This is a genomic window from Pontibacillus salicampi, from assembly GCF_042434395.1.
In the GTDB taxonomy this organism is placed as follows: Bacteria; Bacillota; Bacilli; order Bacillales; family BH030062; genus Pontibacillus; species Pontibacillus salicampi.
On the sequence record NZ_JBHLTP010000007.1, the window covers coordinates 94,881 to 105,747 of the forward strand.

General features: G+C 42.3%; 10 protein-coding genes, 9 tRNA genes and 2 rRNA genes. 2 read left to right on the forward strand and 19 right to left on the reverse strand.

Features of this window, described 5'->3' with window-relative positions; genetic code table 11:
- Positions 1-36: 36 nt before the first annotated feature.
- Positions 37-537: a GNAT family N-acetyltransferase gene (locus ACFFGV_RS09430; RefSeq protein ID WP_377347068.1), complete on the forward strand. Its 501-nt coding sequence runs from the start codon at positions 37-39 to the stop codon at positions 535-537.
- 81 nt (positions 538-618) lie between these two features.
- Here the strand turns inward: ACFFGV_RS09430 and glmS are convergent, their stop codons facing one another.
- From glmS to sigW, 7 genes are all read right to left on the reverse strand, one after another.
- Complete coding sequence (glmS, locus tag ACFFGV_RS09435) at positions 619-2,424, reverse strand: glutamine--fructose-6-phosphate transaminase (isomerizing) (protein WP_377347070.1); 1,806 nt, start codon at positions 2,422-2,424, stop codon at positions 619-621.
- Positions 2,425-2,459: 35 nt separating this feature from the next.
- A complete protein-coding gene (locus ACFFGV_RS09440) occupies positions 2,460-2,618 on the reverse strand; it encodes a hypothetical protein (protein WP_377347072.1) in 159 nt (52 codons plus the stop codon).
- Positions 2,619-3,037: 419 nt separating this feature from the next.
- Positions 3,038-4,387 carry a phosphoglucosamine mutase gene (glmM, locus tag ACFFGV_RS09445; protein ID WP_377347074.1) on the reverse strand — a complete coding sequence of 450 codons (1,350 nt, stop codon included), beginning with the start codon at positions 4,385-4,387 and terminating at the stop codon, positions 3,038-3,040.
- Positions 4,388-4,426: 39 nt separating this feature from the next.
- A complete protein-coding gene (locus ACFFGV_RS09450; RefSeq protein ID WP_377347077.1) occupies positions 4,427-5,656 on the reverse strand; it encodes a CdaR family protein in 1,230 nt (409 codons plus the stop codon).
- Entirely contained in the window at positions 5,649-6,467 is an 819-nt protein-coding gene (cdaA, locus tag ACFFGV_RS09455; protein WP_377347079.1) for a diadenylate cyclase CdaA, read from the reverse strand. The genes ACFFGV_RS09450 and cdaA overlap by 8 nt, the downstream gene beginning before the upstream one ends.
- 279 nt (positions 6,468-6,746) lie before the next feature.
- Positions 6,747-7,358, reverse strand: a complete 612-nt coding sequence (locus ACFFGV_RS09460) for a zf-HC2 domain-containing protein (RefSeq protein WP_377347081.1) — start codon at positions 7,356-7,358, stop codon at positions 6,747-6,749.
- Positions 7,359-7,373: 15 nt separating this feature from the next.
- On the reverse strand, positions 7,374-7,937 hold the full coding sequence (gene sigW, locus ACFFGV_RS09465; protein WP_377347083.1) for an RNA polymerase sigma factor SigW: 564 nt from the start codon (positions 7,935-7,937) through the stop codon (positions 7,374-7,376).
- 201 nt (positions 7,938-8,138) lie between these two features.
- Between sigW and ACFFGV_RS09470 the strand changes: the two genes are divergently transcribed.
- Positions 8,139-8,291: an aspartyl-phosphate phosphatase Spo0E family protein gene (locus tag ACFFGV_RS09470; RefSeq protein WP_377347085.1), complete on the forward strand. Its 153-nt coding sequence runs from the start codon at positions 8,139-8,141 to the stop codon at positions 8,289-8,291.
- 43 nt (positions 8,292-8,334) lie between these two features.
- Here the strand turns inward: ACFFGV_RS09470 and rocF are convergent, their stop codons facing one another.
- The 12 genes from rocF to ACFFGV_RS09530 form a co-directional block, all read right to left on the reverse strand.
- On the reverse strand, positions 8,335-9,234 hold the full coding sequence (gene rocF / locus ACFFGV_RS09475; RefSeq protein WP_377347087.1) for an arginase: 900 nt from the start codon (positions 9,232-9,234) through the stop codon (positions 8,335-8,337).
- 248 nt (positions 9,235-9,482) lie between these two features.
- Positions 9,483-9,555: transfer RNA gene (locus ACFFGV_RS09480), tRNA-Ala, on the reverse strand.
- 6 nt (positions 9,556-9,561) lie between these two features.
- Positions 9,562-9,636 (reverse strand) — tRNA-Gly (locus ACFFGV_RS09485).
- Between the two features lie 69 nt (positions 9,637-9,705).
- Positions 9,706-9,778 (reverse strand) — tRNA-Lys (locus ACFFGV_RS09490).
- Positions 9,779-9,827: 49 nt separating this feature from the next.
- Positions 9,828-9,899 (reverse strand) — tRNA-Gln (locus ACFFGV_RS09495).
- A gap of 9 nt (positions 9,900-9,908) precedes the next feature.
- Positions 9,909-9,994 (reverse strand) — tRNA-Tyr (locus tag ACFFGV_RS09500).
- 138 nt (positions 9,995-10,132) lie between these two features.
- Positions 10,133-10,208: transfer RNA gene (locus ACFFGV_RS09505), tRNA-Val, on the reverse strand.
- Between the two features lie 9 nt (positions 10,209-10,217).
- Positions 10,218-10,292, reverse strand: a tRNA-Glu gene (locus ACFFGV_RS09510).
- Positions 10,293-10,311: 19 nt separating this feature from the next.
- Positions 10,312-10,385 (reverse strand) — tRNA-Thr (locus ACFFGV_RS09515).
- A gap of 4 nt (positions 10,386-10,389) precedes the next feature.
- A tRNA-Asn gene (locus tag ACFFGV_RS09520) sits at positions 10,390-10,464 on the reverse strand.
- A 64-nt stretch (positions 10,465-10,528) separates the two neighbouring features.
- Positions 10,529-10,643: ribosomal RNA gene (gene rrf / locus ACFFGV_RS09525) — 5S ribosomal RNA — on the reverse strand.
- A gap of 120 nt (positions 10,644-10,763) precedes the next feature.
- A 23S ribosomal RNA gene (locus tag ACFFGV_RS09530) occupies positions 10,764-10,867 on the reverse strand; the annotation flags it as partial.

Here is a 10,867-nt window from a genome sequence, read left to right on the forward strand (position 1 = left end):
GCCGAAGACATTTTAGTAAAGGAGGCATGTGGCAATATGGATTTGGTAAAAGGATTAACGATTCGAAAGGCTGGTACGGAAGATTGTAGCTCTGTAATGGATTTGCTAAAGGAAAGTGCCCAATGGATGAAAGATAACGGTATTCAGCAATGGAGGTTTCTTTTAGCAGGAGGGGACGATGAGGAAATCGAACAGGCTATTGTGAATGGAGACACATACATAGTGTTAGACAACGACAAAGCAGCCGCTACGTTTACTCTACTCTCCAAACAAAGTGAATGGGACAAGAAAATGTGGGGAGAGGACTCAACCTTTCCATCCGTGTACTTACATAGACTTGCCCTTTCCCCCCTCTATATGAACAAGGGCGTAGGCCGCGAACTGCTAGGATGGATGCAGCATCATCTGGACGGAACAGAGTATCTCAGACTTGATTGTGTTGCAGATAACTTCAAATTGAATGCCTTCTATCGGAATAATGGATTTGAACTGGTTGGATTCGAGGATGGACATAGTAGGTATCAAATGAGGCTATAGCAGGAACTTTTCATTATGTAACATACATAACGGGCTACAGATTGTCTGTAGCCCGTTATGTTAAAACTATATTATACTATCCTATTCCACTGTCACACTCTTAGCAAGGTTACGTGGTTTATCCACATCACAGTCGCGGTGTAGTGCTGCGTAATAAGCAATAAGCTGAAGTGGTACAACAGATGCAAGGGGAGTCAATAATTCGTGTACCTCTGGCAGTACAAATGTGTCTCCTTCTTGATCCATGCCCTTCATACTAATGATGCAAGGGTTTGCTCCACGAGCAGCTACTTCCTTCACGTTGCCGCGGATGGAGTAGTTTACATTGGATTGAGTAGCAAGAGCTACAACCGGTGTACCTTCTTCAATTAGTGCAATAGTTCCGTGTTTTAGCTCACCGCCGGCAAAGCCCTCTGCTTGGATGTAAGAAATCTCTTTTAGCTTTAGAGCTCCTTCTAACCCAACATAATAGTCTGCGCTGCGACCGATAAAGAAGCAGTTACGAGTAGTTGGCAGGAATTCTGCTGCTACACGTTCAATTTCTTCTTTTTGATCACATAGAGCTTCCATTGCATTGGCTACAATGCCTAATTCCTTCATCGGATCGAAATCCAGCTCGATTCCTTTTGCCTGTGCTGTATCTACAGCGAGAATAGCTAGAACAGCTAGCTGAGCTGTGTATGCCTTTGTGGAGGCTACAGCAATTTCAGGGCCTGCATGAAGGTGCAGTGTGTAATCTGATTCACGAGAAAGGGTAGAACCAGGTACGTTTGTAATCGTTAAGGATGGATAGCCTTTTGCCTTTGTCTCTACAAGCACTGCACGGCTATCAGCAGTTTCTCCACTTTGAGAGATGTAGACAAATAATGGCTTATCGGAAATAAGCGGCATGTTGTAGGAGAACTCACTAGCTACGTGTACTTCTACAGGAACATTAGCTAATTTCTCGATAAACTGCTTTCCAACCAAACCTGCATGGTAACTAGTACCACATGCAATGATATACACTCGATCACATTCTGTCATTGCTTTTCGCACATCTGGATCTAATTTTATTTGATCGTTATCGTCTTGGTATTTCTGGATAATACGACGAATAACAAACGGCTGCTCATCAATTTCTTTAAGCATAAAGTGTGGGTACGTTCCTTTTTCGATATCCGTTGCATCGATTTCTGCTGTGAACGGCTCGCGATCTACTTTTGAACCATCTAGCTTCTGGATTTCTACATTATTACGGCGAACAATAACAACCTCTTTATCTTCCAATTCCACAAATTGATCGGTCACTTGCAGCATTGCCATAGAGTCACTAGAAACAACATTAAAGCCGTCTCCTAGACCTACTAATAAAGGACTCTTGTTTTTCGCAACATAAATGGTATCTGGATCTTCTTGATCAATAATTCCGATAGCATAAGACCCTTTTAACAGGGAAATAGCTTTACGGAAAGCTTCTTGAGTATCTCCCAATTCATGATGTAGGTTCTCCACTAGCTGGACAATGATTTCTGTGTCCGTTTCACTCTTCATTTCAACATCAGCAAGATAGTCCCGCTTCACGTCTTCATAGTTTTCAATAACACCGTTGTGAACGATAGTGAATCGACCAGACGCGCTTTGGTGCGGGTGCGCATTGTCGTAGCTTGGCGCACCGTGTGTCGCCCAGCGGGTATGTCCGATTCCCATAGTTGCACTAATGCTTTTTTGATCTACTTCCTCGCGAAGTGCTGCAATACGGCCTTTAACCTTAGAAATATGAACACCGTTCTCATTTAATTGAGCGATTCCCGCTGAATCATATCCACGGTATTCCAGCTTCTCTAGACCTTTAAGCAGTATCTCTGCTGTTTTATCTGTTCCAATATATCCTACAATTCCACACATAGTGTTGTTTCCTCCTTCAATGAGGGGCAAACAACTTAACCTGTTTTCGGGGCAAGCGTTTGCCCCTTTCTCATGTTTGTTTTATGTTTCTCTAACATCATGCTCTTTTCTTTTGTCCAAAGAGTCACCCCTTTGTTTTCAGAAAAGAACGTTTCGATTGAGATGTTATCAACCGGGAGGCATCCGCCGATCATCGATAAACCTCCTCCTCGTCAACTAAATCTCACCAGGGAGAGATAGTCCAGGCGCTTAAGTGTAATGCTATATCATTAGTCCTCCCCTCATATTACAAAATGAAATGCATTCCAACATACTCCCTCATTTGTTTAACCAATATAATGGCGTTTCAAACCAAGGACGGGGGATTGTGTGTCTCTGTGCTTTTCCTCACATGATAAATGGCTTTATCTGTAAAAGCGCAAGAAACATCTTTCATTTTATCTTAGTATGTTACGAGGGTCAATTATTATTTCATTACATGTTTGTTGCATCACTGTGTCAAAGTAAAGCGTTACCATTACAGTCGTTAATGGTTTCTGTGATGTTGTTCTGCATTCCCTATAAAAATATGCGCAGTCGGCACAAAAAGTACCAACTGCACATAGTTCCTGTATTAAACTTGTAAGCCTAGCTGTTCTTCTACGACGCTCACCACTTGACCTACATATTTCTCGCAGTCTTCTTCCGTTGGTGCTTCCACCATTACACGTACAAGCGGCTCTGTACCAGATGGACGCACTAGTACTCGACCGTCATCGCCAAGCTCCGCTTCAACTGCTTTAATTGCTTCGGATACTTGCTCGTTTTCAAATACTGCTTTCTTATCTGTTACGCGAACATTCTTGAGCACTTGTGGGAATTTCTGCATTTCCGCTGCTAGCTCAGAAAGCGGCTTTTCTGTTTCCTTAAGGACGTTGACAAGCTGAAGGGCGGATAATAAACCATCCCCTGTTGTATTGTAATCCAAGAAGATGATGTGGCCAGACTGCTCTCCGCCAAGGTTGTATCCACCGCGACGCATTTCTTCCATTACATAGCGGTCGCCAACCTTCGTTTTATCACTCTTCATACCATTTGCCTCAAGGGCCTTGTAGAAGCCGATATTACTCATAACGGTAGATACTACTGTATTATTACGAAGACGGCCTTTTTCATTTAGGTGCTTCGCACAAATAAACATAATTTGGTCTCCGTCTATGATATTGCCTTTTTCATCCACAGCAATCAATCGATCTCCATCTCCATCAAAAGCAAGCCCAATGTCTGCTCCTTTTTCTAATAGGAATTGCTGTAGTGTTTCCGGGTGAGTAGATCCTACTCCTTCATTGATATTCAATCCATCTGGAGAGGAACCAATTGACGATAGCTCCGCCTCAAGGTCAGCGAACAAATGAGACGCAATTGCAGACGTAGCGCCGTGCGCACAGTCAAGTGCAATATGTATGCCGTCAAAATCGTAATCAATTGTCTGCTTCAAATATTGTAAGTATTTCTGGCCGCCTTCAAAGTAATCATTAATTTGCCCTAAATCAGCTCCAGACGGACGTGGCAGAGAATCTTCTTCCTGATCCATAAGTGCTTCAATTTCGTTCTCCTGCTCATCTGTCAGCTTAAAGCCATCTGGACCGAAGAATTTAATCCCATTATCCTCTACCGGGTTGTGAGAAGCTGAGATCATCACACCGCTCGCTGCACCTAACGCCTTCGTCAAATAAGCAACGCCTGGTGTAGAAATAACGCCTAGTCGCATTACTTCTGCTCCTATAGACAGTAGGCCAGCAGTTAGAGCGTTTTCTAACATTTCTCCTGAAATACGCGGGTCGCGTCCGATTAGAATTTTTGGTTTTGACGTTTCTTTCGTTAATACATATCCACCATAACGCCCTACTTTAAATGCTAGTTCTGGAGTTAATTCCTTGTTTGCAACGCCTCGAACTCCATCAGTACCAAAATATTTTCCCATCTTCTATCGCTCCTTCAATCTTTGCAGATGTATTATTTGTCATTCTATACGAACTCTTGCCTTCTCTGTACTCATATTCCATTTCACATTATCAGGCCCCTTAACTTCTATCGGAAGTTCCGCTTCTTCTGCTTCTGCATCTTCCGCATTGACATAAGCTTCGAACTGATCTTTTTCAATGGCTTCGAGTTCTTGTTTGGTGCCTTGAATGGTTAGATTAACGCTTTTACTCTCCGGATCCAGAAACGTAATATTCTGGTTCTCTGAAAGATTCCTCACTTCCAGATTAACATCATTCACTGTTTTTTCTGCAGTTTCTTCTACATCTACTTTTACTTTTACTGATCCTGGTTCTACCTTTGTCGCATTCTCTGGTACCGGTACATCCACATCCAGCGTCGTATCCTCTGAAATGGTAGATAGGTCAACGGTTATGCCATCGATGACGCTTATATCACCCAGCGTATCAGAAGGACCAAATACATTCACTTTCTCTGGGTTTGCAGTAATAGACTCAATACTTAATCCTTCCGGCAAGTCCCCCTTTGTTTGTATATCTAAAGATACCTCTGTGCTAGGAGGCACTATTGGAGCATCTACTTGAACGGTATTTGGCTCTACAAATACATTTAGCTCATTGCCCTGTTGATCATACACCTTTACTGGTGCATCCTTAATAGATATATCTTCACTAGCTCCGCTAAGATTTACGATAGCCTTTACTAACGATACCTTGGCTACCTCCGTCTTAGAGCCAGTTACTTGTACATTAGCGGGTTCTACCTTAGGATCCCCTACTTCAAACCCTTCTTCCATACTTCCACGGTTCACAAAATCAATGTCCACATTAAAACTAGCCTGTGACTTCTCCTCAATCGTAACCTCTACTTCCTCTGGCTGCATGTACACAGATAATTGATTAGAAATACCACGATGCTCAATTGGCACCGTATGAGTGCCTGGCTCCAGATTTTCTAAATCAACATAGACATCGAAATTTTTCTGCCTTACTGTTTTCGTAACTTCAGAATTTGGTCCTTCGACCGTCACGGTTACATTTTGAGGAACTCCTTCAATCACATACTTCTCATCATTCATATAAACCTGAAGAGGGATGTTGTTCATACTTGTTAATTCTTTGTTTCCCTCCGGTAAAATCGAGCCCGTTTCTGTAGTAGTTTCATCAAGATTAACGGATGCGTAAAGTAACAAAGCTAATATAAGCGCTAAGACACGAATAAACCATGGGTTCTTTAACCATCTATCCATCCTTTTTCCCCCTCCAGTTCCACGTCTTGGAAGCAGGATCTTTCGCCATACCGCCTAATTCACTTTGCAGAATATCTCGCAGCGCCTCATGATCCAATTCTCGATGAAGCTCACCGTTTTTCGTACAGGAAATAGCTCCTGTCTCTTCGGAAACAACAATCGTTAACGCATCAGTGACCTCACTAATCCCTAATGCAGCTCTATGCCTTGTCCCTAATTCTTTTGAAATGAATGGACTTTCAGACAATGGGAGATAGCACGCAGCTGCTGTTATTTGATTTTCTGTTATGATAACGGCACCATCGTGTAAAGGTGTATTCGGAATAAACACGTTGGTCAGCAGTTCACTGGTAAGATGCCCTTCAATTGGAATCCCAGTTTCCACATAATCACCCATCCCCGTTTCTCGCTCTATGGTGATGAGGGCACCTATCCGCCGCTTCGCCATATAATTACACGATTTAATAATGGCCTCTACCGTTTTAATGGAATCATCTTCTGCACTGGAATTACGGGCGAAGAAGCTCCCTCGTCCTAATTGTTCTAATGCTCGACGTAACTCTGGCTGGAATAGAATTATTACTCCCAAGAAGCCCCAAGTAATTGCTTGAGACATTAACCACATTAATGTTTTCAGTTGAAGGAAATAACTCACTAGCCATATCCCAAGCACAACAAAGATACCCTTCAGTAATTGAATCGCCTTTGTGCCCCGAATTAACATGATTAATTTATATAAAACAAACCAGACAAGGGCTACATCAATTATTATTCGTAAGTAATCTAAAACTTCAAATCCCCCATCAAGCATGCCTACACTTCCTTTTGTCCCTTAATTCGAATGTCGATGTCCTGTACAACTTATGTAATGTAAACAGTATTTCCATTATATCATAATTTACTATACAAAAAATAACACAACGGCGCCCTCAATAACATTAACGTTATGTAAATAGAGGAAACTAAACCCGTCTTCACAGGAAAGACAGCTTGGATTTTTACTAAAATATTCCTTATATGATATAGAAGACTTATGATATAAAAAAGAAGCCACTTTAAAAAGTGACTTCTATCTCATCCATTCATCCTATTACTCATCGAGAGAGAATATTTCTTTCGTTAACTTCTTAACATTATACCAAATATATTCAAACACCTGGTTAACCTGATCCAATTCGCCAGTAACCTCTCCTGCCGAGGCCATTACGTTCTTCCCGTTGATTAAAACAACGTCCCCGTCTACCTTCCCATCAATACGAAGGTTGCCGTTTTTCACCACTAAATCCCCTTCCACAACCTTTCCTTCCGGGACAATAACGGTATTATCTTCAATAACAATATCCTTTTGCTTGGACACACTCAAATGCTGATCGCCATTATAGACGGAGAAGATACTTCCAAACATAAAGAGAAAGAAAATAGCTGCGGCCGTAATCATTGGATGTGCTCGGAACCAGCGCTTATACCCTTGCGTTCGCTTTTCAGAAGGTAAGTTTTGCATCACACGAGAAGAAAAGTTGTCCGGTGCGTGTATTTGATTGGTACTTTGTACCATTGCAATCGTTCGTTTCAATTCATGAAAATGGTGCTGACATGTCTCACAGCCATTTAGGTGGCTGCGTAACGTTCTTTCTTCGTTTTTAGTTAACTCGTCGTCAAGATATTTATGCATTAAAGCTACTGCTTCTTTTGGACATTTCATTTCCCATCACTCCTTTTACACGTGACGAAGCTTTTTGCGAAGTGCTTCTCTACCTCGATGAACCCTAGTCTTCACAGTCCCTACCGGTATATCCAGTATGTCACTTATCTCTTGTAAAGATAACTCATCAATGTAGCGTAGTACGATAACAGATCGATACTTCGCTGGAAGCCCTAGAATTTGAGTATGAATATACTCTTGTAATTCAAGGCTTTCTACTTCTTCCTCAGGCAATGCTTGATCCGCAGATATTTGCGAATACATCGTTAACCCCTCTGTCCCCTTTACCTCTGCGTCTAAGAAGTAATCTGGCTTCTTCTTACGGATTCTATCTATGGACAGGTTGGTTGCTATACGATATAACCAAGTGGAAAACTTTCGATTTTCATCGAAGGAATGGATATTCGTATAGGCCCGAACAAAAGCTTCCTGTGCAATATCCTCTGCCTCATGTGCATTCCCCAGCATTCGAAAACAAATCTGGTACACTTTGTTCTGATAGAAACTAACAATCTCTTCGAAGGCAGCTTGATCGCCCTTTTTAACCTTTTTTATTTTCTGTTTGATAAATAACTCCATCTACTATACCTCCGCTGCTTGCGGTTATTCCCTTTACGAAAGACACCCCGCACAGGTTTCAAAAAATGAAAAAAAATATCTTTTTTCCAAATAAATGCCCATATTTTTTCTATTTTTTATAAAATGTGTTTAAATGTAATAGAATCGGATATATAATACTGTAAATGGATAGTGCAAAAGGTACAAGGGGGTAATCTGCCTATGAGTAAAGAATTATTAAATGAAATAGAATCTACTAGAGAGAAAATGGTACATCTAGCAACATGTATGCCGCTTTCCTCTAAAGAGGTTGTCCAAGTAAGTGCTCAATTGGATTTTTTATTAAATCAATATGAAAGCAGTTCTAATAAATAGTAAAAACAGCAACTTAATGCATAAGCTGCTGTTTTTTTATGAATTATTTTAGTTTCTCCCCAAACAAAGAACCCATTAAGCCTACAGCAACTGATGCCGTTTTGTTTTTCTCATCCAATATAGGGTTCACTTCCACGAATTCAGCAGACGTAATCATATCAGCCTCTGCCAGCATTTCCATCGCTAGGTGGCTCTCTCTGTAGCTCATGCCACCCATTACAGGTGTCCCTACACCAGGAGCATCCTGAGGATCCAGCCCATCTAAGTCAAGACTTAAATGAACCCCATCACATTTATCTTGTAAATAGTCAACACTTTCCTGAATGACTGAGGTCATTCCCATTCGGTCAATTTCGTGCATCGTATAAACCTTAATACCTTTGTCCTGAATTAATTCCTTCTCCCCATCATCTAAGGAGCGCGCTCCTATAATAACAATATTTTCTGGCTTTATTTTAGGCTGATAGGACTCGATATTGACAAGCTCTTCATGGCCAATTCCTAAGCTTACCGCTAATGGCATACCATGAATATTGCCAGAAGGAGAAGTACTCTCTGTATTCAAGTCTCCATGCGCATCATACCAAATGACCCCTAATTGATTATAGTGCTTCGCAATACCAGCAAGAGAACCAATCGCAATACTATGATCACCACCAATTATGAGCGGAAATCTTCCTTTATTCACCTCGTCATCCACTGTCCTTGCTAAATTAGCATTCCCCTCAGCTACTTCCTTTAAATTACGAAGATGACTCTTCTGCTCCTCTTTGCGATCGGGACGTGGAATAGCAACATCCCCCAAATCTTCAATATCATACTCTAATTGCTCTAGGCGCTCTACAATGCCAGCATACCGTATAGCACTGGGGCCCATATCTACCCCTCGCCTGTTCTGTCCTAAATCCATTGGTGCCCCAATGATGGATAATTGTCGATTCATATATGCGTCCTCCCTTTCTATCTTCCTTTTATTGTAGACAGAAAAGAGGAAATGACTCAACTGGACAAAGTCTTGTATATATATACGAGACAGGTCGTTAAGCGTTTACAAATAAAATGTCTGACTATTCCTATCATAGCAAGGATTAAACAGAGTGAAATAATCTACTAGAACCCCCGCCTCTTTGTACTGGTATCACATAAAAATAAGCCTTCCGTTCTTAAGAGAACAGAAGGCTTGTAATAGAATGGAGCCTAGCGGGATCGAACCGCTGACCTCCTGCGTGCAAAGCAGGCGCTCTCCCATCTGAGCTAAGGCCCCGTCATATGGAGCGGAAGACGGGATTCGAACCCGCGACCCCCACCTTGGCAAGGTGGTGTTCTACCACTAAACTACTTCCGCACGAATCTTTAGAAAAAACAAAAACACATCAACATCGTATGAATATCAACGAGTAAATGTGAAAAAGGATGAGCCATGGAGGATTCGAACCTCCGACCCTCTGATTAAAAGTCAGATGCTCTACCAACTGAGCTAATGGCTCTCTATATAATATGATGACGTTCATCATAGCACAGACAAAATAAAAAAAGCTGGGCTAGCTGGATTCGAACCAGCGCATGACGGTACCAAAAACCGTTGCCTTACCGCTTGGCTATAGCCCAATAAGAAAATGGTGGAGGGGGCAGGACTCGAACCTGCGAACCCAGAGGGAGCGGATTTACAGTCCGCCGCGTTTGGCCAACTTCGCTACCCCTCCATAGAAAAGGCATTGCGTATTTGTTTAGTAACCTATCACTTATACAAGTTTTGGCTATATATCATGACGCCAAGGGACTTCACCCTAACTTACTTTATCGTAAGCTGTGTCTATCCAAATGAAATACAAATACTCAAATGGTGGAGGATACTGGGCTCGAACCAGTGACCCCTTGCTTGTAAGGCAAGTGCTCTCCCAACTGAGCTAATCCTCCAATTGTAAATGGTGACCCGTACGGGATTCGAACCCGTGTTACCGCCGTGAAAGGGCGGTGTCTTAACCACTTGACCAACGGGCCAGTACAACTTCGTATCAAAAGCTTCCAGCCGGACTTGAACCGGCGACCTCTTCCTTACCATGGAAGCGCTCTACCTAGCTGAGCTATGGAAGCAAAGTGGCTCCAACGGCAGGATTCGAACCTGCGACCAATCGGTTAACAGCCGATTGCTCTACCACTGAGCTACGTTGGAATAATTCTATATGTAGACAGTAGAACGATGAGAGACAATGCTTATCGAAGATGTTACCTACAAAGCATGGCGGCGTCCTACTCTTGCGGGGGAAAACCCCGACTACCATCGGCGCTGAAGAGCTTAACTTCTGTGTTCGGCATGGGAACAGGTGTGACCTCTTCGCTCAAGCCACCATACTTCGATTATGGAAGGTGAAGTACCTTCAAAACTAGATAAGAATCATTATCCGGCATCGAGATCTAGCTCCGGCTCCTAGGGGCGTAACCCCTAGGCAGTCGCCTGCGCTTTTCGTTTTTTTAGTTAAGTCCTCGATCTATTAGTATTCGTCAGCTGCACGTGTCACCACGCTTCCACCTCGAACCTATCAACCTTGTCATCTCCAAGGGATCTTACTCATTTA

What these genes read in the sequence shown, in the direction of transcription:
- ACFFGV_RS09430 (WP_377347068.1), top strand. Translation starts at nt 37, where the DNA reads ATGGATTTGGTAAAAGGATTAACGATTCGAAAGGCTGGTACGGAAGAT.
- glmS (WP_377347070.1), bottom strand. Translation starts at nt 2,424, where the DNA reads ATGTGTGGAATTGTAGGATATATTGGAACAGATAAAACAGCAGAGATA.
- ACFFGV_RS09440 (WP_377347072.1), bottom strand. Translation starts at nt 2,618, where the DNA reads ATGATCGGCGGATGCCTCCCGGTTGATAACATCTCAATCGAAACGTTC.
- glmM (WP_377347074.1), bottom strand. Translation starts at nt 4,387, where the DNA reads ATGGGAAAATATTTTGGTACTGATGGAGTTCGAGGCGTTGCAAACAAG.
- ACFFGV_RS09450 (WP_377347077.1), bottom strand. Translation starts at nt 5,656, where the DNA reads ATGGATAGATGGTTAAAGAACCCATGGTTTATTCGTGTCTTAGCGCTT.
- cdaA (WP_377347079.1), bottom strand. Translation starts at nt 6,467, where the DNA reads ATGCTTGATGGGGGATTTGAAGTTTTAGATTACTTACGAATAATAATT.
- ACFFGV_RS09460 (WP_377347081.1), bottom strand. Translation starts at nt 7,358, where the DNA reads ATGAAATGTCCAAAAGAAGCAGTAGCTTTAATGCATAAATATCTTGAC.
- sigW (WP_377347083.1), bottom strand. Translation starts at nt 7,937, where the DNA reads ATGGAGTTATTTATCAAACAGAAAATAAAAAAGGTTAAAAAGGGCGAT.
- ACFFGV_RS09470 (WP_377347085.1), top strand. Translation starts at nt 8,139, where the DNA reads ATGAGTAAAGAATTATTAAATGAAATAGAATCTACTAGAGAGAAAATG.
- rocF (WP_377347087.1), bottom strand. Translation starts at nt 9,234, where the DNA reads ATGAATCGACAATTATCCATCATTGGGGCACCAATGGATTTAGGACAG.